This is a genomic window from Ignavibacteria bacterium (assembly GCA_017302895.1).
Lineage (GTDB): Bacteria > Bacteroidota > Ignavibacteria > Ignavibacteriales > Ignavibacteriaceae > UTCHB3.
This window is the reverse complement of the sequence record JAFLBV010000001.1, coordinates 533,919-559,584: the sequence shown is the minus strand read 5'-3', so window position 1 is coordinate 559,584 and position 25,666 is coordinate 533,919. Positions and strand designations below refer to the sequence as shown.

At 40.7% G+C, this 25,666-nt stretch carries 22 protein-coding genes; 17 read left to right on the top strand and 5 right to left on the bottom strand.

The window, feature by feature from the left end:
• The first annotated feature begins 1 nt into the window (after window position 1).
• Window positions 2–1,429, top strand: a complete 1,428-nt coding sequence (gene rpoN / locus J0L60_02250; protein ID MBN8544929.1) for an RNA polymerase factor sigma-54 — start codon at window positions 2–4, stop codon at window positions 1,427–1,429.
• Window positions 1,426–2,058, top strand: a complete 633-nt coding sequence (locus tag J0L60_02245) for an isoprenylcysteine carboxylmethyltransferase family protein (GenBank protein ID MBN8544928.1) — start codon at window positions 1,426–1,428, stop codon at window positions 2,056–2,058. The genes rpoN and J0L60_02245 overlap by 4 nt, the downstream gene beginning before the upstream one ends.
• 337 nt (window positions 2,059–2,395) lie before the next feature.
• On the opposite strand, the gene J0L60_02240 is transcribed toward J0L60_02245, so the two are convergent.
• From J0L60_02240 to J0L60_02225, 4 genes are all read right to left on the bottom strand, one after another.
• Window positions 2,396–2,896, bottom strand: a complete 501-nt coding sequence (locus J0L60_02240; GenBank protein ID MBN8544927.1) for a PIN domain-containing protein — start codon at window positions 2,894–2,896, stop codon at window positions 2,396–2,398.
• A complete protein-coding gene (locus J0L60_02235; protein MBN8544926.1) occupies window positions 2,893–3,162 on the bottom strand; it encodes a hypothetical protein in 270 nt (89 codons plus the stop codon). Before J0L60_02235 ends, J0L60_02240 begins: the two co-directional genes overlap by 4 nt.
• A 313-nt stretch (window positions 3,163–3,475) precedes the next feature.
• Window positions 3,476–5,008, bottom strand: coding sequence for a serine hydrolase (locus tag J0L60_02230; protein MBN8544925.1), 1,533 nt, complete (start codon window positions 5,006–5,008; stop codon window positions 3,476–3,478).
• Window positions 5,009–5,112: 104 nt separating this feature from the next.
• Window positions 5,113–6,255, bottom strand: coding sequence for a metallophosphoesterase (locus tag J0L60_02225; protein ID MBN8544924.1), 1,143 nt, complete (start codon window positions 6,253–6,255; stop codon window positions 5,113–5,115).
• A 204-nt stretch (window positions 6,256–6,459) separates the two neighbouring features.
• On the opposite strand from J0L60_02225, the gene J0L60_02220 reads away from it, so the two are divergent.
• The 6 genes from J0L60_02220 to J0L60_02195 all read left to right on the top strand — a co-directional run bounded on the left by J0L60_02220 (window position 6,460) and on the right by J0L60_02195 (window position 14,049).
• Complete coding sequence (locus J0L60_02220; protein ID MBN8544923.1) at window positions 6,460–7,056, top strand: SIS domain-containing protein; 597 nt, start codon at window positions 6,460–6,462, stop codon at window positions 7,054–7,056.
• Window positions 7,057–7,060: 4 nt separating this feature from the next.
• A complete protein-coding gene (locus J0L60_02215) occupies window positions 7,061–8,866 on the top strand; it encodes an FAD-dependent oxidoreductase (GenBank protein MBN8544922.1) in 1,806 nt (601 codons plus the stop codon).
• Window positions 8,866–10,833, top strand: coding sequence for a carboxypeptidase regulatory-like domain-containing protein (locus J0L60_02210; GenBank protein ID MBN8544921.1), 1,968 nt, complete (start codon window positions 8,866–8,868; stop codon window positions 10,831–10,833). The genes J0L60_02215 and J0L60_02210 overlap by 1 nt, the downstream gene beginning before the upstream one ends.
• 22 nt (window positions 10,834–10,855) lie before the next feature.
• Window positions 10,856–12,958, top strand: coding sequence for a S46 family peptidase (locus tag J0L60_02205; protein ID MBN8544920.1), 2,103 nt, complete (start codon window positions 10,856–10,858; stop codon window positions 12,956–12,958).
• A 51-nt stretch (window positions 12,959–13,009) separates the two neighbouring features.
• Window positions 13,010–13,210 (top strand): hypothetical protein, encoded by a 201-nt coding sequence (locus J0L60_02200; protein ID MBN8544919.1) that lies wholly within the window; start codon window positions 13,010–13,012, stop codon window positions 13,208–13,210.
• 257 nt (window positions 13,211–13,467) lie between these two features.
• On the top strand, window positions 13,468–14,049 hold the full coding sequence (locus J0L60_02195) for a hypothetical protein (GenBank protein ID MBN8544918.1): 582 nt from the start codon (window positions 13,468–13,470) through the stop codon (window positions 14,047–14,049).
• 264 nt (window positions 14,050–14,313) lie between these two features.
• Here J0L60_02195 and J0L60_02190 read toward each other — a convergent pair whose 3' ends face one another.
• Window positions 14,314–14,748 (bottom strand): hypothetical protein, encoded by a 435-nt coding sequence (locus tag J0L60_02190; GenBank protein ID MBN8544917.1) that lies wholly within the window; start codon window positions 14,746–14,748, stop codon window positions 14,314–14,316.
• A gap of 168 nt (window positions 14,749–14,916) precedes the next feature.
• Between J0L60_02190 and dndC the strand changes: the two genes are divergently transcribed.
• The 9 genes from dndC to J0L60_02145 are packed head-to-tail and all read left to right on the top strand — an operon-like array spanning window position 14,917 to window position 25,660.
• Entirely contained in the window at window positions 14,917–16,230 is a 1,314-nt protein-coding gene (dndC, locus tag J0L60_02185) for a DNA phosphorothioation system sulfurtransferase DndC (protein MBN8544916.1), read from the top strand.
• A complete protein-coding gene (gene dndD / locus J0L60_02180) occupies window positions 16,230–18,323 on the top strand; it encodes a DNA sulfur modification protein DndD (protein MBN8544915.1) in 2,094 nt (697 codons plus the stop codon). Before dndC ends, dndD begins: the two co-directional genes overlap by 1 nt.
• Window positions 18,304–18,711 carry a DndE family protein gene (locus tag J0L60_02175; GenBank protein ID MBN8544914.1) on the top strand — a complete coding sequence of 136 codons (408 nt, stop codon included), beginning with the start codon at window positions 18,304–18,306 and terminating at the stop codon, window positions 18,709–18,711. The genes dndD and J0L60_02175 overlap by 20 nt, the downstream gene beginning before the upstream one ends.
• Window positions 18,712–18,714: 3 nt before the next feature.
• Window positions 18,715–20,919, top strand: a complete 2,205-nt coding sequence (locus J0L60_02170) for a DEAD/DEAH box helicase family protein (protein MBN8544913.1) — start codon at window positions 18,715–18,717, stop codon at window positions 20,917–20,919.
• An 11-nt stretch (window positions 20,920–20,930) separates the two neighbouring features.
• A complete protein-coding gene (locus J0L60_02165) occupies window positions 20,931–21,146 on the top strand; it encodes a hypothetical protein (GenBank protein ID MBN8544912.1) in 216 nt (71 codons plus the stop codon).
• Complete coding sequence (locus J0L60_02160; GenBank protein MBN8544911.1) at window positions 21,143–23,221, top strand: AAA family ATPase; 2,079 nt, start codon at window positions 21,143–21,145, stop codon at window positions 23,219–23,221. The genes J0L60_02165 and J0L60_02160 overlap by 4 nt, the downstream gene beginning before the upstream one ends.
• Window positions 23,222–23,228: 7 nt before the next feature.
• On the top strand, window positions 23,229–23,657 hold the full coding sequence (locus J0L60_02155) for a hypothetical protein (GenBank protein MBN8544910.1): 429 nt from the start codon (window positions 23,229–23,231) through the stop codon (window positions 23,655–23,657).
• 21 nt (window positions 23,658–23,678) lie between these two features.
• The gene (locus J0L60_02150; protein ID MBN8544909.1) at window positions 23,679–24,281 is read left to right on the top strand and encodes a hypothetical protein; all 603 of its coding nucleotides are present in this window, start codon (window positions 23,679–23,681) and stop codon (window positions 24,279–24,281) included.
• The gene (locus J0L60_02145) at window positions 24,278–25,660 is read left to right on the top strand and encodes a DGQHR domain-containing protein (protein ID MBN8544908.1); all 1,383 of its coding nucleotides are present in this window, start codon (window positions 24,278–24,280) and stop codon (window positions 25,658–25,660) included. The genes J0L60_02150 and J0L60_02145 overlap by 4 nt, the downstream gene beginning before the upstream one ends.
• Window positions 25,661–25,666 lie beyond the last annotated feature (6 nt).

The following is a 25,666-nucleotide window of genomic DNA, read 5'->3' as shown; positions in this document are numbered from 1 at the left end:
TATGTTATCGATTCAACAAAAACTGACTCAAACCCAAAGGCTCACTCCGCAGCAAATTCAGTATCAGAAACTGCTGCAATTGAACAACCTTGCCCTCGAACAAAGAATAAAGGAAGAGCTCGAACTTAACCCCCTGCTCGAAGAGGAACTCGACCTTAAACAAGTCGAAAATGACGATGACAACTTCGAAGAGGATGAGAGTTTCGAGGAAGATAACGAGTTTACTGTTGAAGATTACATGAACGACGAGGATTATTTCGATGATCCTTCATATCAGGATAACAGGGAAGAAACATTCCGTCCCGTGGCTAAAGCGAGAGAATCGTTCTCGGAACATATTCTTCAGCAGCTCTACATGCTCGACATTTCCGAAGATCTCACCATTCTTGGAGAGGAAATTATCGGTAACCTCGACAACGACGGCTATCTCGGCAGAGCGCTCGACGAAATACTGAACGATCTGGAGACATTTCAGCATGTAAAAGTCTCCCCCGAAGATGCTGAATCACTCCTGAAAACAATTCAGTCTTTTGACCCCGCAGGAATCGCTTCGAGAGACCTCCGCGAATGTCTTCTTGCACAACTTCATACTCTTTCTTACGATCCCTATTACTCGTATCTCGCTGAAATACTCCTCAAGGAGCACTACGACTGGTTTCTGAAAAAGCATTACAACAAGATCCGCGATGCAATGAAGCTGAGCGAGGATACATTTAATTCCGTAATTCAGCTCATCACAAGACTGAACCCCAAACCGGGTTTCGGTAAGATCGAAAATTATGAGCTGAATCAGATAACGCCCGATTTCATCCTCGAGGAAGTGGATGGAGGATTCAGAATTACTCTGAACGACAAGTCGCTTCCCACCATCACTCTGAGCAAAACCTACCTCGAAATGTTTTCAGAGAACAAGGCGAAACGGAACACCAACGAGCGGGAAAAACAGACTTACAAATTCCTGAAGGAAAAGTTTGAGTCGGCACGCTGGTTTCTCGCCTGCATAGAACAAAGAAGAGACACCATGCTCAAAGTGATGCAGTCAATTGCAGAACGCCAGCAGGATTTTTTCAGAAGAGCCGCAATGAAGCCACTCCGTTACAAGGATGTGGCGGCAGATATTAATATGGACATCTCAACCATCAGCCGCGTTGTCAATGGAAAATTTGTCCAAAGCAGACAGGGGATTCACGAACTGAAATTCTTCTTCTCCGAAGGAATAATGAACGACGAAGGAGAGGAAATTTCCAACAAAGAGATCAGGGAAAGAATACGACACTTCGTTGAAGCTGAAGACAAAACCGCACCACTTAGTGATGACCGGCTCGCCGACCTCCTGAAACAGGACGGACTGCAGGTAGCCAGGAGAACGGTAACCAAGTACCGCGAATCACTAAAAATTCCGGTTGCCCGCTTCAGAAAAAAACTATGACACTTCTCGTCGATACGGCGGTTACAGTCTTGTGGTTTTTATTGTTTGCTTCGATACATTCGATAACTGCATCAAGATCGGTGAAATCGGCAATTGCAATTTCATTTCCGGGCTTCATGCCGTGGTACCGGCTTTCATATAATGTTCTCTCTCTCGTAACACTTTACTTCTTCTATTCATTTTCACCAAAAAATGGATATACACTCTACGATCTTCCAACTCCTCTCGATCTGATTTTTGCATTCATTCAGTTTGGAAGTGTAATCGGACTAGCCTGGACATTCAAATCAATCTCAGGGAGTGAGTTCATGGGCTTTTCACAAATCATCCGCAGCAGAAGAAACGAATATCAGCCCCTCGAAGACCTCGACGAAAAATATACCCTGCGGATAGAGGGTCCCTATAAATTCAGCAGACACCCCATCTACCTCTTCTCGATAATATTTCTCCTTTTCCGTCCCCAAATACACCTCGACTATCTCATAATGACAATCCTTTTCATCGCGTATTTCTACATCGGCTCAATCTTCGAAGAGAAAAAACTCGTCACACAATTCGGAGAAGAATACACCCGCTACCAAAAAACCACCGACAGAATTTTCCCGAGGGTTTTTAAAGGGACGCGATAAAAGGATAGGACACAGATTTTCACCGAGGAGAATTTTAACCCCTCCGGGCGACATATGGGTAGAAACATTAAAAAAACGGAAAAGGAGCGACAATCGTCTCGATTGTCCTACTACCAAACATTCATTTCACCAAAAAAAATAATACCAAAAACGCGTCTGGGCGTGTGGCATGTTCGTAGAAGCAACCAACCCAAAAAAACGGAAAAGGAGCGACAATCGTCTCGATTGTCCTACCGACAAACGCCGGAATTCACAATAAAAAATGATAACTAATAACTTATACTTCATAACTAAATTACTCTCGGAGCAGGGTTAGATGTTCGTAGCAACTTCAAAATCACTGAATATCGTCAGGAGCGAAAAGAGTCAGGTTCCTGACTTTACTGAATACTTTGTCAGCAGAGGCAAGCGAGGTAATTCCCAGTCGTTTCGCAACGGCTACAATGAGGGAGTCATTCGTTAACAGCCCGTATCTCCTCTGAATAACAAGGGCTTCCATCAGATCTGTTTTCCCGACTGTTTCGATGTTGATTCCCAGGTTTATGATGTCATCAAAAACATTTTCATAAATATAGAGTGAGCGAATAATTTCCGGCCTCTTACTAAGTTTCCGGGCGGGATTTCCACCTGTAATCGCTCCGTTGCTTCGTGCCTCCTCAATCATCAAAACATGCATAACTTCCGCTAATATATGTGATGTCACAAAGCAGTTAATTTCCCCGCCGGCAATTCGGTCAATCAGGTCCACACATTGAGCCGATTTTCTTTGAATCGCGTAAAGAAAGATATTTGCATCCAGCATCAAGGGCTTTGAAGGGTCAATATTCATTAAATTCATTGGTCGTAGTAGTCCTCTTCAAGATCGGATTTGAGCTGATCAGTTGAAACATTAAACGGACTTGAGCAGAGTCTCTTTGCAGCCTCTTTCCGCTGTTCAGTTTTGGTTGTTTCTACACGATTGTAACTGATTACAGCCTCCTGAACCACATCGCTGATCGTTTTTCCTTCGCGCAAAGCCGTTTCCTTGAGTTGCAGCACTACATCGGCATCGAGGATTGTACCGATTTTTATCCGCTTTGTTTGGTTTTTGTTTGTTCGTTCCATTTGCGATCTCGAATCATTGAAAATACATACGCAATATAAATAAGATGGAGATAATTGTCAAGAAGGTTTCTTGAAATCTTGATAGTTCGAGAAAAAGATTTGTTGTCTACCCGCTTGTCTACGAACATGTAACCTCGCTTCGGAAGTAATTTAGTTATGAAGTATAAGTTATTAGTTATTATTTTTTGTGGATATCCCGGAAATTTGCGGTGGGACAATCGAGACGATTGTCGCTCCTTTTCCAAAATTCAGGTCAGCTCAAAGTTAATAGCTCAAAGTTAATAGCTCATAGATCATAGCTCACAGTTCATAGCTATTTCAAATAAACCATCTTCCTTTGGTATGCAAACATCCTTCCGGCATTGATAAGGATCGAAAGTTTATATGTATAAATTCCGGATGGCAGATTTTCAGGTTTGAACCTTGCGTTGAATGAGCCCGCAGGGTGGTCACCTGAAACGAGTACCGCCACTTCCTCACCCATCATGTTGAAAACGGAAAGTTTTACAAATGCTGATTCAGCGAGGGTGTAGACAATGGTTGTTGCCGGATTAAATGGATTGGGATAATTCTGCAAAAGGGTAAAGGTGTTTGGTTGTGGTTCCTCATCCGTTACTCCCGTGAGGTTGTTCATCTCCGAGAGGCATGCCTGAAAGACATCTTCCTCAACATCATACCAACCGCTGTAAACACCGTACCCCCATTGACCGCCGTTGGTGATAAAAACAATTCCGAACCGTTTGTCGGTTGAGTAGTAGGCATCACTAATAAGTCCGTATGCTTCGCCGGGGTGACCATAGAGGACTTCCGTGGGCAGAAGTTCCGTGGTCCTGTGCTGTCCGTAGCTGTAGGAATTGAAGATACCGTAGTAGTTGTTGCCGTTGGTGTTGTCGTAGATCCAGTTCATCATTCTCAATCGTGCACAGGTTGTGTCATTTAAGATACGGGTATTGCCGTACAAACCGTTATTCAGGAGTGCAGTCAAAATTTTAGAGAGGTCGCGGGCAGAGGTTCGGAGTCCCCCTTGTGGTCCGAAGATAAGTCCGTTGTTCCCAATAACATATTGGGAAAAGTCGCGTGGCGGGGGTTTAATGCCGTTGAAGTTGTCGGCTTGTGCCACCCATTGTCCGCCGCTTTTTCTGTAGAGTACCGCAATATCGTTGAATGATGAAATGTCTTGAATGTTATATCCTGCATCCATCCCGAGAGGAATAAAAATATTTTCTCTGCAATAAATATCGAATCTCTTTCCTGAGACCTTTTCAACAACCGTTCCGATAACCCCAAAATCGACATTGGAGTATTGAAAATAGTTCGAATTTGGTGATTTGGTGTTGCTGTACATGTCGGAGGTGTAATATGATCCGCCTGAAGTCAGGAGAGCCTGAATATTTGGCGGTGGATTCTGGTTATAGGTAGCCGAAAGGAAACCATCGTAGCCCGAACCGTCCCTCAGGCTTGCGGTATGGGAAATCACTTTTCTAACGGTAATTATGTCATTGGGATATGCGGGGTTGCGGAGATTAAACCCGAGATAGTTGCTGATGTCAGCATCGAGATTCACAAGTCGTTTTTCATACAGTTGCATCAGAGCGATGGCGGCCACCATTTTTGAAATGGAGGCGATACGATAAATTGATGAATCGTTAACGGGAAGATTGCGCCCCACATCCCTTAGTCCAAATCCTTTTGAATAAGAGACTCCCTTATCCTTCACTACCGTTACTGACATCCCGAGGACGCCCCTGTTGTTTTTTATTGCTTCAAGTTTTGTGGTTAGCTGTTGACTCTGTGAATGAATGCCCGTCGTAAGTAAGAGGAGGGCAAACAACAATGTCTTTCTCATAAGATTCCCGTGTGAAAAAAGTAAAAGTTACACGGGTAAATTAGTCATAATTTTTTGTGTGACTGCAAAAGGGGCGTTACTTATTGAATAACACCTCTTTTTTACTATTCAAACTTGATCTTCAGAAGTATAGCTTCGGAATCACTTCCGAGTCTCACGGGCGGACCCCACACACCCGCTCCCGATGAGATGTAATATTGTGTATTACCCCTCTTATGGTATCCCCATGCTTTTTCATAGATTTTCTGAACGATGAGATTGGCAGGGAACAACTGTCCGTTATGGGTATGTCCCGAAAGTTGCAGATCCACACCGTTTTGTTCGGCCTGCTCAAGATTGTAGGGCTGGTGATCGAGCAGAATAACCGGGAGATTCATCTCTTTTACCGATGCCATCAATTCTGAGAGTTCTTTCCTCTTTTTATTCGCAAAGCGGTTGATGGAAAGGTCTTCCCTTCCGACAATGACAATCGAACTGTCGATCACAATGCTCGAATCAGCGAGGAGTGAAATACCCGATTTTTTGATAAATTCCACACTCTCCCTGTATCCGTTGATAAATTCATGGTTACCATTGATGGTGTAAACCCCGAGTGGTGCTTTTATTTTGCGAAGTTCCTTATCAATTTCATGCCTCTCAAGGTGGTGTGCCTTGTCATCAATAATATCTCCACCCATCAGAATGAGATCGGGATCGAGTCCTTTTAAAATATCGTGAATTTCAACCGCCTTTTTGTAACCTGTGATCGGCGAAAAATGGGAATCGGAAAGGAACGCTATCTTCATTTCGGATGCTTTACTCCCTTTTTTCGGAAGTGTAATCTCGAGGGTTTTTACCTTGATGTTTCCTGCATTGTACATTCCGTAACCGACAACCCCTATTAGATAAACCATCACAACCCCAAAAACGGCAAGCTTGAAGTACTGCGGATTTGAGAAGATGTTGTATGGAACAAACGGGAAAAACCGGTCGATCAGTCTGACTATATCGAGAAGAAAAACCGCCATAAATGCGTAAAGAAGTATCGCAAACCAGAGTGCCCCCCAATAATGCACTATGTCGTAGAGGATTCCGTCCCAGTCAAATACCCTGACGAGAATATACCCGAGCGCTCCAAGCAGAAAGATGGAGGAGTAAATAATTTTAAGATAAAGTGGAGCAACATCGATTGCCTGAAGACCTCTCAGGTAAACATAAAGGTTCGCGGATCCGTAAACAAGGAAGAAAATTGTGAAAAATATTGCCATGTTGTTTGTTTTAAAGTATTAAATGTCGAAATTCATTGGTCGCAATTTTTATCCCGTAGATAACGGCAGTTTCAGAGAGTATCTGGGGATACAAGTTATAACACCGATAAATCGGATTTTGTTCAATTGGCGGTTTTTATTCCTCTTCTATCAAAACTAAAAGAGTTAAGTTTGTAGACTATTAATAATAAAATTACGGAAAAAATGCTTAAAAAAGATTTCCTTGTAGCGTCTCTAAACGAAAGTGCACAGACAAAACTTGACATGATAGAAGCCTGCGGAGATGATATCCTTGCAGCGATAACCCTGTTTGTTGAATCGTTCAAAAACGGCAAAAAGCTCCTCCTCTGTGGAAACGGCGGAAGTGCTGCCGACTGTCAGCATCTCGCAACCGAGTTTATGATCAGACTCAACCACGAAATTAACAGACCTGCAATTCCCGCAATTGCCCTTACAACCGACACTTCAAACCTCACCGCAGGCGGAAACGACATCGGTTTCGAGAATGTTTTCGCAAGAAATGTTGAAGGACTCGGAAACACGGGTGATCTTCTCATGGCTGTCTCCACTTCGGGAAACTCCGGAAATGTGGTTAAAGCTGTCGAAAAAGCAAAGGAAAAAGGGATGAAAGTGGTCGGTTTCCTCGGTGGCACGGGCGGAAAACTGAAATCGATGGTCGATGTGGCTATTGTAATCCCCTCGAACAATGTCCAGAGAATTCAGGAAGGACACATCACTGCGGGACACATTATTTTTGAACTTACCGAACTTGAACTTTATTCCGGTAAAATAAAAGGATAGCGATTTGAAAACGGAATTGTTGATTATTGGCGGCGGTGCATCAGGCATCTGCGCCGGAATTCAGGCTGCCCGCATGGGTATTAAAACCCTGATTGTTGAAGAATCCTCCATGGTGGGCGGAATGTTCCTCGCTGCAGGTGTAACTGCTTTCGACGGCAACAAACATGCCGTCGGTGGTGGAATATTTGGCGAATTCAGAAAGAAAATTGAAGACCACTACGGGGGTCCCGACAACACCTTCACAGGCTGGATCAGTCTTACCTGCTTCGAACCCCGAGTGGGACAAAAAGCCCTCGACGAACTCATCGCCTCCGCAGGTGATAACCTCACTATCTGGTACAACACAAAACTCGTCTCAATAATTAAGGAAGCGAATAATGTTAAAGGGGCGGTGGTAGAGCGACAGAACCTCGGAACCTCGGAACCTCGGAACCTCGGAGACACTGAATCGAAGAACCTCGGAACCTCAGAACTCCAGAACCCCGGAGACACTGAATCGCAGAACCTCAGAACTTCAGAACCTCAGAGCCTCGGAGACACTGAAGCACTGAAGTTCGGAAGTACTGAAGTTCCGATTCACGCAGAGATTACCGTCGAAGCCACGGAGTACGGGGATGTTCTCTATCTGGCGGGACTGCCTTTCCGGTTTGGGAGGGAATCAACCTTTGAGTCAGGTGAGCCTTCAGCTCCGCATGATCCCGATGAAATAATTCAGGACCTTACATTTTGTGCGATTCTTAAAAAAGACCCCAACAACATCAAAATTGTACCTCCCTCGGAGAATTACGATCCCGAAAGATTTGTGAATTCAACGGCGGAACATTCCAATTCAACCGATGAAGCTTATCTGAATCACAAACTTCACAACTGGGAGAGTTTCATCTCATATGCCGCACTTCCCAACGATAAATATCTCCTCAACTGGCCATTTAGATCGAACGATTATCCGACCACAAGGGAGATTTACGATGATTTCGAAAAAAGGGGATGGCACCTCGAGAAGGCAAAGGAACTGACTCGCGATTACATTCACTATATGCAGACAAAGCTCGGTCATCCCGAGTGGGGCATCGATGAAACAGCTTACGACACCCCCGACCACTTCCCGCCGATTCCCTATGTGCGTGAAAGCAGAAGAGGCATCGGAAACTATTACATGAGAGAGTGGGATGTGGTGCCCGATGAATATACCCTGAGACCTCCCCTCATCAGCGATTCAATTGCTGTGGGTGACTATTTCCTCGACCACCATCACAGTCACATGTTTAAGGAACCCGAGGAGAGACTGATCGAAGAACTCCCTGCAAATGCACCGTTTCAGATTCCGATGGACTGCCTAATTCCTGCCGGGGTGAATGGACTCCTTCTCGCAGAAAAATCGATTTCCGTATCGCATATTGTGAACGGATGCACCCGGCTTCAACCGTGTGTGATGCTTATCGGTCAGGCAGTTGGTGCCCTTGCAGCACTCTCCATTAAAAAAGAGAGAAGACCCGCAGATGTTTCAGTGATGGATGTCCAGGATGTCCTCCTCGAAGCGGGTTGCCAGCTCTTCCCCTACAAAGACCTCTGGAATACAAATCCACGGTTTACCAAAATTCAGGAACTCGCCATTGCGGGGTTCTTCGTGGTGAAAGAGGATTTTTCATTCAGTGGTGAGGAACCCGTAACTGCTCAGGAAATCGAGGCTTATCTCGAAGCTTTCGAAATGGACAGTGACGAGGCAAACGAAATTGTGTTCGAACACGAGGGAAAACCCCGTTACGAACTTTTTGACACACTATACAATCTACTTAAAGCCGGATACTAATGTTTAAGCAATTATTTGCTCTGTTTATTCTATCCGTCTCGCTGTTCGCTCAGAGTGTTGACGACCAATACTTCGAAAAGAACGGCGAAGTCTATTTCCGCTTCCCCGTCTTCGACAAAAGGGAGCTTCTCGAAATAACAAAGATCATATCGATCGATAAATTTGACGGTAAATTCGTTACCGCCTACGCAAATAAAGAACAGTTCAGAAACTTCGAAAAGAACGGCTACAAGGTTGAAGTGTTGCCCCATCCGGGTGATGTTCCTGTCGCTATGGGAAATCCAAAAGCCCTCGGTCTTTGGGATACCTACCCGACATACGAGACCTATGTGCAGATGTTGAACGACCTCGCACTCGATTATCCCAATCTCTGCAGAATTGTGGATGCAGGCACCACCACACAGGGGAGGAAAATCCTCTTCGCTGTCATCTCCGACAATGTAAACACCACCGAAGCGGAACCCCGATTCATGCATTCATCCTCGATGCACGGCGATGAAACAGCTGCCTATGTCAACATGATTAGACTTGCCGATCACCTCCTCTCAAATTACGGTGTCGATCCCCTTGTAACCAGTCTTGTGAACAATCTCGAGATATGGATTAATCCCCTCGCAAATCCTGACGGCACATACCGCTCGGGTAACTCAACCGTTACAGGTGCAAGAAGAGGAAATGCGAACAACATCGACATCAACAGAAACTTCCCCGATCCTGTTCAGGGTCCGCATCCCGACGGAAACTCATGGCAGCCTGAAACCCAGATAATGATGAATCTCGCCACCTCCAGAAATTTCAACCTCTCTGCCAACTATCACGGCGGTGCCGAGGTTGTGAACTACCCGTGGGATTCAAGAGTTGCCCGCCACCCCGATGATAACTGGTGGCAAGTGATTTCGAGAAGGTATGCCGATACAGTCCACTTCTACTGTAACAACAACGGTTATCTCTCCGAGTTCAACAACGGTATCACAAACGGTTGGGACTGGTACTCGGTATATGGCGGAAGACAGGACTTTTTCACATATTTCCGCTACGGAAGAGAATTGACAATAGAACTCTCTAGTACAAAACTTATCCCCGGTTCGTACATTCCAACCATCTGGGCATACAACAAAAATGCATGGCTGAACCTGATGAAAGAACTTCTCTCAGGAATCGGCGGAGCTGTCAGAAATCCCGATGGTGACCCCGTAAGAGCAAAAATCTTCATAAACGGTCACGATAACACAAATTCAGAAGTTTTTTCCGATACCCTTTCGGGTGCCTATGCCCGCATGATCTATCCCGGATCTTATAATCTCACCGTTTCAGCACCGGGGTTTCAGACACTCACGATCGATAATGTGGTTGTTGCTGCAGGGCTGAAAACTCCCCTTGATATCACACTTTACCCTGTCGGCTGGACACCCGTTGAATTGACATCTTTCACATCCGAAACGGTAACGGGCGGAGTAAAACTTCTCTGGACAACGGCAACCGAGACCAACAACTCCCGTTTTGATATAGAAATGTCGAAAGACGGTTCCAACTTTGAGGTGGTGTCATCATTAAGAGGTGCCGGCACTTCAACAACAGTCAACAATTATGAAGCAATGGTTCCTCTTTCTGAAAAAGGAACATACTACTTCCGCCTGAAGCAGGTTGACCTTGATGGCTCGTTCACGAACAGCAACACAATTCAGGCTGAATACGGTGTTATCGGCAATTTTGTACTCGACCAGAACTACCCGAACCCATTCAATTCTTCCACGGTTCTCAATTTTTCTCTCCCTGTCTCCTCACATGTCACTCTGACTGTCTGGTCAATCGAAGGACAGGAAATTGATAAAAAAGACCTCGGAACCATGGAAGCGGGCAACCACTCATTCAGATATGAGGGAACAAACCTCACCAGCGGAAACTACATTTTCAGATTGAATGCGGGGAGTTTTACCGCTTCAAGAAAATTCACATATCTAAAATAACTGGACTACGGAGCAACCCAAGATGATGTTTAAGCAGCTTTTCTTTCTCGTTTTTACCACCATTTCACTTTTCTCGCAATATGCGGGCATCAACCTCGATACCGTCAAAGCCGGAAAATGGGATATGGGAAGGATGTGGACTTTTGAAAAACCGCCTGTCGACTATTTTGACAAAACCTACAATTTCCGCCCGTCAGAGGAATGGTTGACAAAAGTAAGAAGAGCTGCACTTCGTTTCGGTGGAGGCTGCACCGCCTCCTTTATCTCCGAAGACGGTCTGATAATGACCAACCACCACTGCGCAAGAAACATCATCTACAAAGGTCAAAAAGAGGGTGAAGACTTCCTGAAAGACGGTTTTTACGCCGGGACTGACGAAAACGAGAGAAGAATCCCCGATCTTTCCATCGAACAGCTCGTTTATATCGAGGATGTAACCGACAAAATAAACGATGCCCTCGTTACCGCCAAAACGGACGAAGAGAGAATCGCCATCAAAAAAGCGAAATCGGAAGAACTTATCGACGAGGCTTCGGAAAAGAATCCCGGACTCAATTTTATGGTTGTTCCCCTCTATAATGGCGGCAGAAATTCCCTTTACGGCTACAAAAAATATGATGATGTGCGGCTCGTCTTTGCTCCTGACCTCAGAACCGCAAAACTCGGCGGCGACTACGACAATTTCACCTTCCCAAGGTACGGTCTCGATTGCATGTTCTTCCGTGCTTACGAAAACGGCAAACCAATAAAAACAGATGACTGGTTTGGATGGAGCGAAAAAGGTGCGGATGAAGGCGAGGCTGTTTTTGTGATCGGTAACCCCGGCAGCACTTCCCGCCTCAACACCATTGCGCAGATGGAGTTTGAAAGAGACTACCTCAATCTCCCCGTGGTTGAATGGCTGAGCGAACTCTACAAAATCATCGAGCAGCAGGTGCTCAACGGAAACACTGAAAACTACAAACTTATTGCCGAACTTTATTCAATCGGTAACGGTCTGAAAGTTTACGACGGCATTTATAAAGGTCTAAACGATCAGTATCTCGTGGCACGCAAAAAGGATTTTGAGAAAAATTTCAAAGCCGCTGTCATGGCAAATCCCACTCTGAAGGAAAAATACGGTCACATCTGGGACGAAGTTGCCGAAGGACGCGAACGGCTGAAACCAATCGCACGCGAACTTTTTGGATATAACTACAACCGCAGATATTCACCCGAACTTTTCCGGATAGCTTCCACTCTTGTAACGGTCGCCGAAGGGAAAAAATCGAATCCCGACAAGTTCACAGCGGAAAAACTTGATTCCATCGCAGCTACATTTTTCCCTGCCACGATGAACCTCGAAACGCAGGAACGCTACCTCCAGGTGCAGGTCAATCTCATCCTCCGCAATCTCTCAGGGAACAAGGATTTGATGGATCTCCTCTTTGCAGGCAAGACGGGAAGTGAGGCCAAGAAACACCTGCTCGCAACCACAAAACTTATGGACAAATCGTACAGGGACAAACTCCTCAAAGGTTCATCCGATGATGTTTTGAACTCAACCGACCCTGTCATTAAGTTCATCCTCACGGCAAAGAAAAAACTTACCGAATACGGTAAAATAAACAAGGAAGTGTTGTCGCGTGATCAGGTAAACAACAGCATGCTCGGTGAAGCCCTCTTCAAAGTTTACGGAGAATCGATTCCGCCCGATGCCACTTTCACACTCAGAATCAACGACGGTGTGGTAAAAGGTTACAATTACAACGGAACAGTTGCACCCGTAAAAACCACTTTTTATGGTGTTTTAGACAGATATCACTCATTCGGAAAGAAATTCCCTTTTAACCTTCCAAAAATCTGGGAGAACCTCCCAAAAGAGTTTGATCTCTCGACGCCGCTTAACTTCATCACTACAAACGACATCATCGGCGGCAATTCAGGCTCACCCATGATCAACAAAGAAGGCAAAATCGTAGGACTCGTCTTCGATGGCAATGTGGAATCACTCACCGCCGACTTCATCTACACCGACGAAGCAAACAGAGCCATCGCCGTCCACTCACAGGGAATGGTCGAAGTCATCTCAGACCTCTACGGCGCAAAAAAACTCGCCGAAGAGATTGTGAAGGGGAAGAAGTAGGGAAGTCACGGAGTAACGAAGAATCGGAGTAGCGAAGTCACGGAGTAGCGGATGATCAAAAAATTCAAAACTTTTGAAGAAGCGCAGCATGATCTCTGGTGTTTTAACCCCGACGAAGCCTATTACAAAAGAGTAAAAGAATTTTATGAACTCGCTTCTCACCTGAGGAAATTCAAGGTACACAAAGGCGTACTGAAATTCAAAACCTTCGAGGAAGCCCAGGCACACCGGGAGAGTATGACGATCAAGTAGCGGAGTGGTGGAGAATCAGAGTAGTACAGAAAATAATACCTAATACCTTAACCCTAATACCTGCAAAAAGCCCTTGTGGCGACATGTGGGTAGAAACAGGTATGAACTATGATCTATGAACTATTAGCTGTCCTGAAGGTTGAATTTCGGAAAAGGAGCGACAATCGTCCCGATTGTCCAACCGGGAAGCTTCCATTTAACCAAAAAAAATAATACCTGATACCTAAACCCTAATACCTGCAATTGGTCACAATTTTATGAAAAAAACACTCTTTCTTTTAATATTTCTCTCCGTAATTGCTTTGGCACAGGATGCCATTCCCTCACTCAAGGAATTTGAGAAAACGAAAAGCGACATAAACCGGACGGGAATGCTCGTTCTCGGTGGGTGGGCTTTGGCGAACATTGTCTCGGGTACCACACTCAATTTCACTTTGCAGGGGGAAGCCAAATACTTCAATCAGTTTAATGCCCTTTGGAACACAGTGAACCTCGGTCTCGCCATCAACGGACTTCTAAACACAGGCACAGATTCCCTCTCCCTCTACAACTCCGTAACAGGACATCAGACACTTCAAAACATATTCGTACTTAATGCCGGGCTCGACCTCGCATACATCGCCACCGGTTTCTTCCTCAAGGAGAAAGCAAAAAACTCCGAAAAGAAAGACCTCCTGACAGGATATGGCAACAGTCTGCTCGTGCAGGGTGCCTTCCTCCTCGTCTTTGATGCCGCCATGTATTTCATCCATCAGAACAATGCAAATGTCACCCTGTACCCGTTGCTTGGAACCATCACAGATCCCGGAGTAGGAATTGGGATGAGGGTCGGGTTTTGAGGGGGGGCTCACATCTGACCATGCAATACAAAAACTACACCGCCACCATATCGTTCGATGAGGAATCTAAAACATTCTCCGGAGAGGTTATTAACATAAAAGATGTGATAACTTTTCAAGCCGATTCTTGACCGAATTGGAAAAGGCATTTCAAAAATCAGTTGATGATTATCTTTAGTTTTGTGAGGGGAAAGAAGGTCGAAATGCCAATTCAAAGAACTTTATAAAAAGTGACAGTTTTTGTGTCTATTTTAGCCAGATATATTATTCTTTCGGAATTTTCTCGTAAGATTCTTGGATCAATTCCAAGAATCCCTCAAAAAATTTCAAAGGTGTATCTCTTTTGACTACCATTTTTTCATGCCTCTCAAACGATACCAATCTGTAATCAAGATCAAGCTTTTTTGCAAGAGTTATAAGCTGTTCACCAAACAATAATGAGGACCTATCTTGAGTTCCACCAGCTATATGCCAGTGATATTGTTTGATAAATTCTAATTGATAAGGTGGATGAAATTTTATATATACAAAATAGGCATCCTTGTAGTATAGATGAGCATTTTTTTTGGTGCTTAACCAAAACCCATCCATCTTATCTGCTGCAATAGCACTTAAAAAGGCAAAAGCTGATGGAAATGTTTTTTGAAAGGCATTTATCGCAACTCCTGCATCATATGTAATTTCGCTTCTGTAATACATTTGATTTGTCCTAAAAATTATAGTTTGATGTGTATGCAGATTGAAAGGTTATAAATCTCTAATTATTTGAATTTAAATATAGTGGTCAAATGATATTTATTTGAAAATTTTTTTGTAATTTCACGATGGATATTATCGTATAATTTAAAGCAATTGACTTGGAGAAAAATGAGTCTAAATATCAAAGATTTAGAAAATGAAATCCTCGACCAATATTATGAACACAACAAAAGACCTTGGATAATTGGCTTTTCCGGTGGGAAAGATTCAACCATGTTGTTACAAGTTGTTTGGAATTCTCTCCGAGGTATACCTGATACTCCAAAAGAAAGAGATATATATATTGTATGCAATAATACTCTCGTTGAAAACCCCCTTATTATAGAGTATACTGAAAAAGTCTTAAATCTCATCCAGGAAGCGGCTTCTCTCCAAAATCTACCATTTAAAGTTATTCGTACTACCCCAAAGCTTGAGGATTCTTTTTGGACCAATCTAATTGGCAAAGGATATCCCGCCCCAAACAATACTTTTCGTTGGTGTACAGAAAGACTAAAAATTAATCCTACCACCCAGTTCATCAAAGAAAAAGTAGATGAAACCGGGGAGGTAATTATTCTTCTTGGAACCCGTTCTGACGAGAGTAATACAAGAGCTAGAAGTATTCAAAAACATGAAGTGACCGGACAAAGGCTTAGAAAACATGTGCTTCCGAATGCATATGTGTATGCTCCTATTAAGGATGTTAAAACTGATGAAGTGTGGCAGTATTTAATGCAGGTGAAATCTCCATGGGGTGCAAACAACAAAGAACTTATAAGTATTTATAAAAATGCGAATAGTGGCGATTGTCCTCTGGTCATCGATACCACTACCCCGAGTTGTGGGAACAGCAGATTCGGATGCTGGATTTGTACTGTGGTGACTAAAGACCGCTCAATGGAAGCCTTGATTAATAATGGGGAAGAGTGGATGGAACCACTTATGGAACTGCGTGATTTTCTCATGGATACTCGAAATGAAAGAAAATACAGAGAAACAAAAAGACGCAACGGTCAAGAGGGTGATGATGTTTGGGGTCCTTATACAGCAGAATTCAGAGCGGAATTTTTAAAGCTTTTATTGACTGCTCAAAAAGAAATCCAAGAATCTCAACCCGAAATGATTCTGATAAATTACCAGGAATTGGTGGCAATTCAAGTACTTTGGTATCGGGATAATATTTTTAATTTCACAGTAGCAGATATATATGCATCGGTTTTCGGGCATAATCTTAGACTTTCTGAAGCAAATGAAGCGATTAGACGAGAAAAACAACTGTTAAAGAATATTTGTGCTGATGACCCGAGGGATTTTGATCTGTTAAATGATTTATTGGCAATTCAAAAGACAAAAACTATTCTGATGAATACCCGAGGTCTCCAAAATGATTTTGAAAATAAGCTCGAAATGTATTTAAATCAAACCGCCGGAAGTATGTAATGTTTATTAACGCAGTTCGACTTAAAAACTTCAGAATATATTACGGGATTAATGAGCTGACTTTTACTAAGTCAATTGATAAAAATATCTTCATAATCGCCGGGAATAATGGTTATGGAAAAACAACACTCCTAACTGCTTTGGTATGGTGTCTTTATGGCAAAGCTATGAGTGATGTTGATGATGTTTATAAAGTGCAGGTTAATGAGTCAGGTGGATACAAAAAATATGCCTCATCAAATCTCAACAAATTAGCAGCAGCTTCCAGTGAAAAGGAATACTCAGTCGAAATTGTTTTTTCAGATATTTCAATACCCACCTTCCCTTGTAATAATATCTCGATTAGACGGGTTTATAATAATGAGTCGGGTTCTGAATCGCTTCATATTTTAATTGATGGTAATCCAAATGAACTCACTAAAGAGGTTGGCCCCGAAATATTCATCAATGACTTCATTTTACCAAAAGAACTAGCCAAATTTTTCTTTTTTGATGCAGAAAAAATTGTAAATCTCGCTGAAATAAAGACCATCGATGATAAACGAAGATTAAGTAGAGCATATTCAGAAATCATAGGCATCAAAAAATATGAAGATCTAAAATCAAATTTGGAAGGATTAAGAATTCGTTTAAAACGAAATTCCGCTTCCGATTCTGAAATTGAGAAATTTAAATCTTACTCTGAACGAGCGATTAAAGTCGAAGATCATATTGATTTTATCTCCGGCAAGATACAACAACTTATAGAAGAACAACAATTAAAGAAAAATCTTTCAAATGATTATCAAGAAAGGCTTATCCGTGAAGGAAATGTTCTTAGTCAAATCGAGTACCAAGAGTTAATCCAAGAGTGTAAAGAGCTTGAATTTTCTGAGGATATTTATAAACAACAAGTAAAGGATTTACTTGAACTTGCACCTTTTGCAATTGCCTCAAATCTTCTTGAGGAAATGAAAACCCAAGCATTTAACGAAGCAAAATCAAGAGAATTAAAGAGTAATTTTGAATTAATAGATCAAAAATTAAGTGAATTCAAAACAGAATTACCTGATATTTTGAGACAAAATAACATTCCTAACGAAAATTCAGAACAAATTACAAATGTGATTTTTGACAAGCTCAAAAACAATCTCCTTTCCGAAACTTTGACTGAACAAAGTTCAATCAAAATACTTCATAATTTTACAGAATCTCAGCTACTAGAACTGAACTCGCTAAATAGTAATCTAAGAAATTCTTATTCGCAATACTTCAAACAGTTGCTTAAAGAATACAAACTTGTTAAGCAAAAACTCTTCGCACTCAAAAAGAGATTGAGTGATGCCGAATCAAAAGATAAAGATTTGCTAGTTCAAAAAATTAAGGGCGAGAAAAAGGTATTAGATGATAGAGTATTAGAATTGGAGAGGGAGATCACATCATTAAAGCTTGAAAAAGAACATTTTGAAATTGAAAAGCAGAATATTGCAAGATTAACTTCCGAACTTGCAAAAAAAATTAATGTTGGGAAACAAGATTTGGAAAAAGACCAAATTGCCTCTAGACTCATTGACACTCTGGAGAAATTTCTATTTGAGCTTAAAAAAGAGAAAAAAGATTCGTTAGAGTCAGGGATCTTGAGAGAGCTTTCAATTTTGATGCACAAGGATAAATTTGTACACAAAGTTAAAGTATTGCTCACGGATGAACTAATCGAAGTTGAACTTTATGACTTCAATAATCAAAAGATTCAATTGGAGTCATTGTCAAAAGGTGAACAGCAGTTATACGCTACAGCTTTATTGAAAGCATTAGTGGATGAGTCTAATGTAAAATTTCCTGTTTTTATTGATAGTCCATTACAAAAGTTTGATCAGTTGCATTCACGAAATATAATTTGTGAGTTTTATCCCAATATTTCAGAACAAGTGGTTATTTTTCCACTGTTAAAAAAAGAGTTGGCAGAAGAGGAGTATAAAATCTTACTTCCAAAAGTGAACAGTTGCTACTTTATTTCGAATTACGGAGAAAACAGATCCAGATTTGATACCGTTGAAAACGACAAATTGTTTGTCGAACATGAAAGGAGGAGCCATGGTATTCTCTGGAATTAGGACTTCAGCGAAGAACAAGCTTCTTGTTACAGAATTGACCCGGAAAATGGGACTCGGGACAGAAAATGTGGTAGCTAGAATTGCCTACACACTCTCACTTTCAAAAAGAAGAACTTTTTCAATCCGAGATATTAAGGATTCACGCGGTAAAGAATATTCTGCACATGTACTTTTTGGTTCTAATATTGATTTTTATATCGGTTTATTATGTCAAAACTATGGCATTTATAAGACAGACAAAGATATTCCTAAACTGATCAAGATTCATATTGATGAGGGTTTGGAAGAACTCTATGATGAATTTTGTAAACTTAAGAATATTAGCGGTTTCGATTTTACATTGGAACTCATAGAAAAGGGATTAAATAATTTTCAAACCACCAACTAAAAGATGCTCAACGAAGTTGAATTTGAAGTAGTTTATACTTCCGGTGAAAAAGAACCATCAGAGTTTTTTATAGATGCCCTAACTAACAGCAGCCGATTCGATTTCGGTCTGGGATTCTTTAATTCAAGCGGTTTCAGAGCTCTTGCAATTGGTTTCGCCTACTTCATATCATGTGGAGGTAAAATGCGAATGATAATCAATGATGAACTAACATCGCAAGATAAAGAAGCTATCCAAAAGGGAATTTATTCTTCACCAGAAGAAGTAATTGAAAAAAGACTGGTCGAAAATTTTAATGCCCTCCGGGAGTCGTTATCCAGTTATGATCAACATTTTTATAACTGTTTATCTTGGATGGTGGCATCTAAAACTTTAGAAATTATTGCCATTACTCCTAATTCCGAGAAAGGTGGGCTGGCACATCAAAAATTTGGGATATTCTATGATAGTGCAAACAACAAAATAGCTTTTAATGGATCTGCAAATTTTTCGAAAAGCGCTCTTCAACATAATCTTGAAACTTTAAGTTGTTTTACTTCTTGGAATCAAGACTCATCTGATTATAAGAGGATCGAATATTTCCGATCCTTGTTTAATGCTTATTGGGAAGGGACTTCTCCTGCGATAAGAAAAATTCCAATAGAGAGCGTAAGAGAAAAGTTAAAGGGACACAGTAATGTAAAAAATGTTGATGAATTGTTATATGCCGAAAAGAAACTGCTTGAAATTACCGCCCACAATTCTGGCTACCGTGATAAATTAGCTGGACTTACCAAAGGAGAAAGTACAGGCGAAAGTGATTTTGAATATCCGATTCAGCAACCCAAACTCCCCGCTAGCATAACAAAACTCTTTGACTATCAGATTCAGGCTTTAGAGAATTGGAAAGCATCTGGTTATCAAGGATTATTTGAGATGGCAACCGGTACTGGCAAGACAATCACGGCCTTAAACTGTGCGTTAGAAATGTACAGGGAAGAAAATAAGGTGGGTGTTATTGTACTTGTCCCAACAATTGATTTGGCCGAACAGTGGAAAGGGGAAGTTGTATCCTTCGGATTTACAAATGTAGTGCTCGCAAACAGTCAATATACTAATTGGTATTCCGAAGCTATTCAATTGCTTAACCGCTTTTATTTCGCAGGGGGTCATTTTATAATTATCAGCACCTACGACACATTCAGTCTCGACAAATTCCAGAACCTTCTTTCAAAGGTTAAGAAAGACATTTTACTAATAGCTGACGAGGTGCACAATTTTGGCACGAAGAAATTGATTGAGAACTATCCATATCATATTGAGCGCAGAATTGGACTTTCAGCTACTCCGGCGAGATACTTTGATGAGGATGGAACAATTGAAATTCAGAAATTTTTTAACGCTATCAATGGCCCAACTATTAGTCTCGATCTTAAGGAAGCAATAGATAGAAAATTCCTCACCCAATATTACTACTACCCCAGGATTGTCAAGCTTACAGAACCGGAAATGACAGATTATCGTGAGATCACAGAAAAACTGATGAAATTTTTTAATCCGGCTACCCGTTCCTTCTCTGACCATCCTGTTGTATCAATACTATTAAATAAACGCAAGGCTATTCTCCACAAGGCCGAAAACAAGACGCAATGTCTCAGAGAAATCATCAAAGAGATTGTCTCGCAAAATCCTGATCCTAAATACATTCTTGTATATGTTCCGGAAGGAAGAGAGGGTACGGTTGATGAAGAGGACAAACGCCTGATAAACACTTACTCAGAAATTATTTCTTCTGAATTCAATCTTAAACAGCATCAATTCATTGGTGAAACTAAAAACCGAAAGCAGATACTTGAAAGATTTTCTCAGGGAAGATTACAAGTATTAACGGCGATGAAGTGCCTGGATGAGGGTATCGATGTAAGACAGACAGAGACGGCGATATTTGCTTCAAGCACAGGAAATTACAGACAGTTTGTTCAACGAAGAGGTAGAATACTACGATTGTGTAAAGGAAAGAATTTTGCAACCATTTATGATATGGTTGTAATACCATCACTTTCTGGAGAAGAAAATAAAGAGGAACTTAGTCTTGGCAAAAAAATAATTGAAGGAGAGCTAAAGCGCGTGAGGGAGTTTGCTAATGGGGCAATTAATAAATATACTGCTCTTGGCAGTTTAGAAAATGTTTTAAGCAATTTTCACATCGAAATATTTGAATCACTTTAGTGAGCTGAGAAATGGATTCTAAAAACACACAAGTTTGGGAACAAATCAAAACAATTTTGGGAGATATTAAACAAAGCGATCCCGCACAGCATCAAATTATTATGGATACCCTTGATTTTATTTACAAAGAATACAATTCGGGGAAAGACTTAAAGTGTGAAAAAAAACTTTATGATGCTATAGATGCGGAAATCAAGTTTAGACTTAAACAGGGGGTGAAAAAATGATTATAAAACGACTTGAGATAGAGAATTTCCTGTCTTATTACGGCTCTAATCTTTTAGAATTCGATGAAGGTGCAACTGTCATTCTTGGTCAAAACAATACCGGCAAATCGAAGCTTTTTGATGCGTTTAATTGGGTGTTATATGATCGAGCATACAGTACTGAGAACGAAGAATGGTTCGATACAAAGACCTGGGGTGAGGCTTTAGTAAATAGACGGGCAAAATTGGAATGTAAGGCAGGGGGTTTTGTAAGCACTTCTGTTGCAATCACAATTTTGGATGACAAAGGTATAAAGTACCTCTTGGCAAGGGAGTATGAAATTAAAAGAGAGAAAACTAACTCCCTCTCTGCCCCTTTAAAATCTTCTTTGTATTTAAGTATCACTTCGTCAGATGAAAAAAACACGGAGAGTTACGATGATAGAGAAGCTTTTGAAAAAATTTGTATACTTTTCCCATTAAATTTATCTCGCTACTTCCTGTTCCAAGGTGAATCCATAAGTCAGATTATGAGTCTGGGAAAGAGATCCAGCTTTCGGAAAGCGTTGAACGATCTTTCACAAATCGAAGTTTTTGAGCGGTTGAAGAAAGTTACAGATAAAGTTTTTAAGCAAATTGTGACCGAATTTGACGCGCAAGAAGAGGAGGACAAGGTCCTTCAGGTAAAGAAAAATGATCTTGGGAATAGAATAAACAAATATAAAGCTGAGCTTGCCAATTTGGAGAAGCAAGAGCAAGATTTCGAATCAGAACTTGACAAAATAAAGAGCGTCTTGTCGAAAAAAGAAGCCCAACTAAAGGAACACGAAGAATCCGCAAAAATCCTAAATGAAATTGAAAACTTAAAAAAGTTATTAGCCACCTATAATGAAAATAGAGAGCAGTTAATTGACACACAGCGTAATTCTCTGATAGAAACATGGCAGTATCAGGGAATCAAAAATATTCTTCTGAACTTCATGAGCATCTATTCTCTCAATAAAAAGGAAAAGCGGATACCGGAGCCAATTCGCCAAGAGTTTATTAAAGAGATGCTTGCCGAATCAACTTGCAAAATTTGTGGTACTGCTGCCCCGATTGGATCAGATCAGCACGAGAGAATCAAGAGTTTTCTTAATGATAAATCTCTTGACAAAGAGATAGCAACTATCAATATCCTTTCAGGAACTGCGGACAGGTATATTAGAAAGATTAACGAAATCCCCAATGATTTGGAGACATTCTATACGCGGCTTAATCGTACAGACAATAATATTAGTAAAGTCCGACTGGAATTATCCTTGAAGGAACAGGAGCTTGCAAACCTTGTTCCGGAGGGCATTAAGAATGATGAATTACAAAAATTGAACTACGATCAAATGAGGGTTGACAGAAATAAAGCCAAGTCAGACCTCGATTCTATTAAATCCAGATTAGATAGAATAAAAGGTCAAAAAGAGAATACGGAGAAGGATTTAAATGATGCCACAATAGAATTCAATAAGATTGTAGCCCAATCCAGTAATCCTGAATTTAGTGAGAAATTACTTCTTGCTGGAAAGATAAAAGATACAGCAGAGAATTTTTATTCTCGTTTCTTTGAAAAACTTATCAAAGATATCGAAAATAAAGCAAATGAGTATTTTGGAGAGATGACCAAAGAAAATCGCGGATATTCGGGAAAAATTAAAGTAGACAGTATTGCAAATGAAGTTTATATTACCGATGATTCAGGAAATCGAGTTGAGAATATCAATCAAGCCAACAAAGTGTCCTTGCAAATTTCATTCATAGCAGCTATTCTAGATGTTTCCAACCATTTTTGGTCTCGTTACTTTCCTTTCATTGCGGATGCCCCGATTTCTGCTTTGGGAGGTGATAATAAGCCAATGGCCATTAAAACTATGATCAGAATATTCAAACAGGCAATCATTATGCTTAAAGATGATGCAATTTCGCATGATCGGGATCATGTAAAAAATGATCTTGTAAGAAAATTGATTGAGTCCGAAAATAACATTAAAAATGCATATGAATTGGTCATGGAGGGAGAAAATCTGAATGACCAAGTTACAATTATTAAGAGAATTAAGTGAGTGACAAATGATCGAGGGAACAACTTTTCTTAACATTGACGATTTCCATTACGAAAACACATACAAAAAGCTTTGTCCCTCAAAAGGAGGAAAACAGAGCAAAGATGTAGTTTTCAAGGATATGTGGGAGTTATTTGTCTGGAGCAGCGTATTGGGTTATACCCACAAGGAGAGCAAGCCGATAGAAAAAAGATATGGCTCTCCACCCTTCAGGTGGCAAGTCATAAAACAGCCGCATCAGGATTTGCTTTACATAATGGCAGTTGAATCAACCGGCAGTTTCGATATCCTCAAAGACCCGGAAGCCCTCAAGAAAAACATTGAGGAGCATTCCAACGCGGGGTTGGATATTATGTATCGCCAAATGGCTGAAGATAAATATGCTTATTCTGGAATTGAGAATATGATAGTTTTACTAAATGGTAGAATAAATTAATACAAAAATTATTACGAGATAATGATGTTATTTAAGACTATTTTATTTAAACTTCTGCCTGCTTACACTGAGCAGGAGACGAAACATCTTAAAAAGTTAAAAAAAACAAATGATTGTGATTTACAAGTGTGGTATCAGCATAATCTTATAATACCATTTATAGCTATCTTTGCAGTACTCGCTATTTCACTACCATTGAAACCTTTTGAAGAACTTGTCCGATTGCTCAGTGGTGGTGATATTACTCTATTAGCTATTATGTCCCTATTAAATGTCATGCCATCGATAGTGAATACTGTGTTGAGGAAGCGAATAAAATCTAGAGTAAGACAAGATATAGTGATGAAGAAATTTTATAGACTATCTTACTTGCTTGCGCTTAGCTTGATTGCCTTTTATTTACAGATTGTTCTCACTAAAAATGATGTGATGCTTAACTCGACAATCGCCTTTTTCTCGGTAGTATTTGCGATTTATGTTGTAATTAGTTCGTCAGAAATGCATTTGCTTAATGCTAAGACCTCATTCGAACCTAGTGGGGCAACGGAGATAAAAAAAGCAACAAATATGGGTAAAAGATTCTCGAAAATTGAAGATACGATTGATAATGAGGACACAGAATGAAATACGAAGAGTTATCATATGAGAGTAGTTCATATATTTGCCTTGAGGTTGAGGCCCTAAATCAAACTGATAAACAGTTTTTTGTCGGTAAGATTCCCGCAAAAGTTTTTACGGACTTATATACAGTTGAACCTGTCAGATATGACTTCGAAAAATATAGTTCTCTAGCTGATATCGAAGACCCTGACGACGATTATTATTTTAGGATTGCAGAGGAAAAGAAAAAACTATTTTATGAGGGCGGGGCTCAGCGTGAATTCGACGCCTCTCGAGTTTCTAAGATAGCTGAGTTTCTGAATGAGGATGAACATCCCTTTTTCCCAAATACCATAATCGCGACATGTGATTTGGTAAATAATCTTGATGAACTTTTACTGACTGAGGATTCATCTGAAGAAGACTTTTTTCGCACAAAATCACGACCCCGAAATGCTTCTTTTTTCCAAAAAACAAATGACACCTACAAACTTTTCATCCCAAAAGAGAGAAATACAATATTAGTAATTGATGGACAACATAGACTTAGGGGCATCGAAAAAGCTAATTTAGAAAACCGAGGAGGTTATGAATTACTGATAGCTTTCATTTTGGGATTTGATCGCTCTGTTATCGCAAAGCTATTCTATACGATAAACTATGAGCAAAAACCTATTAATAAATCATTATTATATCATCTTACAGGCGAATTTAGCACGGATATTACACCTATCTCATTCCTTCACTATACAGTAAAATTACTTAATGAATCGAAAAAGAGTCCCTTCTTCGCAAAGATCAAAATGCTAGGCGTGATGCCTCGGGATTTGCCGAGTGAAAGTAGAAAACAGGTATCAATTTCACAGGCCTTTTTGATAGACGAGTTAAAGAGATTAATTCTATGTAATAGATCAACTAAAACCTATATACGCCCAATTTTTAGATATTATTTCTTAAATGAGGAACTGCAAATTGAATTGATAAGATTTATTATTAAGTTCTTTACAGTTGTTATGGAACTGAAAATTTCATTATGGGATGATCCTAGTACTTCAAGCCTTTCAAAAGGAATTGGAGTTGGGGCATTACTTAAAGTCATGAATGTTGTGTTCATTGAGCTTTTTGTAAATTCTTGGGGGTGTGATCCGAAGGCAATTCGATATGTAAAAAAAGCTGAGATCGAGATTTTACTAAGTGGATTTGAGAGTTTTAACTACACCGAAGAGACTAAAGGCGTTGGCGGTATGAGTGGCATAAGTTCACTCGCAAATAAAATTATCCTAGGATTAGATCACTTCAGCATCGGCGGTAAAGCCGATTTTCAGAGTGTTTTTCAGGTGAGAACTTTACCGAAATTCGATCAATGGCTGAACGAGAATAAGTCTACTCTAGAATGTTTTTAGTATTCT

Coding starts and splice junctions, on each gene's coding strand:
- J0L60_02235 (MBN8544926.1), bottom strand. CDS start 3,162: ATGGAACGAACAAACAAAAACCAAACAAAGCGGATAAAAATCGGTACA.
- J0L60_02175 (MBN8544914.1), top strand. CDS start 18,304: ATGGTATTCTCTGGAATTAGGACTTCAGCGAAGAACAAGCTTCTTGTT.
- J0L60_02245 (MBN8544928.1), top strand. CDS start 1,426: ATGACACTTCTCGTCGATACGGCGGTTACAGTCTTGTGGTTTTTATTG.
- J0L60_02145 (MBN8544908.1), top strand. CDS start 24,278: ATGAAATACGAAGAGTTATCATATGAGAGTAGTTCATATATTTGCCTT.
- J0L60_02205 (MBN8544920.1), top strand. CDS start 10,856: ATGATGTTTAAGCAGCTTTTCTTTCTCGTTTTTACCACCATTTCACTT.
- J0L60_02190 (MBN8544917.1), bottom strand. CDS start 14,748: ATGTATTACAGAAGCGAAATTACATATGATGCAGGAGTTGCGATAAAT.
- rpoN (MBN8544929.1), top strand. CDS start 2: ATGTTATCGATTCAACAAAAACTGACTCAAACCCAAAGGCTCACTCCG.
- dndC (MBN8544916.1), top strand. CDS start 14,917: ATGAGTCTAAATATCAAAGATTTAGAAAATGAAATCCTCGACCAATAT.
- J0L60_02220 (MBN8544923.1), top strand. CDS start 6,460: ATGCTTAAAAAAGATTTCCTTGTAGCGTCTCTAAACGAAAGTGCACAG.
- J0L60_02240 (MBN8544927.1), bottom strand. CDS start 2,896: ATGAATTTAATGAATATTGACCCTTCAAAGCCCTTGATGCTGGATGCA.
- J0L60_02210 (MBN8544921.1), top strand. CDS start 8,866: ATGTTTAAGCAATTATTTGCTCTGTTTATTCTATCCGTCTCGCTGTTC.
- J0L60_02195 (MBN8544918.1), top strand. CDS start 13,468: ATGAAAAAAACACTCTTTCTTTTAATATTTCTCTCCGTAATTGCTTTG.
- J0L60_02225 (MBN8544924.1), bottom strand. CDS start 6,255: ATGGCAATATTTTTCACAATTTTCTTCCTTGTTTACGGATCCGCGAAC.
- J0L60_02160 (MBN8544911.1), top strand. CDS start 21,143: ATGATTATAAAACGACTTGAGATAGAGAATTTCCTGTCTTATTACGGC.
- dndD (MBN8544915.1), top strand. CDS start 16,230: ATGTTTATTAACGCAGTTCGACTTAAAAACTTCAGAATATATTACGGG.
- J0L60_02230 (MBN8544925.1), bottom strand. CDS start 5,008: ATGAGAAAGACATTGTTGTTTGCCCTCCTCTTACTTACGACGGGCATT.
- J0L60_02200 (MBN8544919.1), top strand. CDS start 13,010: ATGATCAAAAAATTCAAAACTTTTGAAGAAGCGCAGCATGATCTCTGG.
- J0L60_02150 (MBN8544909.1), top strand. CDS start 23,679: ATGATGTTATTTAAGACTATTTTATTTAAACTTCTGCCTGCTTACACT.
- J0L60_02155 (MBN8544910.1), top strand. CDS start 23,229: ATGATCGAGGGAACAACTTTTCTTAACATTGACGATTTCCATTACGAA.
- J0L60_02165 (MBN8544912.1), top strand. CDS start 20,931: ATGGATTCTAAAAACACACAAGTTTGGGAACAAATCAAAACAATTTTG.
- J0L60_02170 (MBN8544913.1), top strand. CDS start 18,715: ATGCTCAACGAAGTTGAATTTGAAGTAGTTTATACTTCCGGTGAAAAA.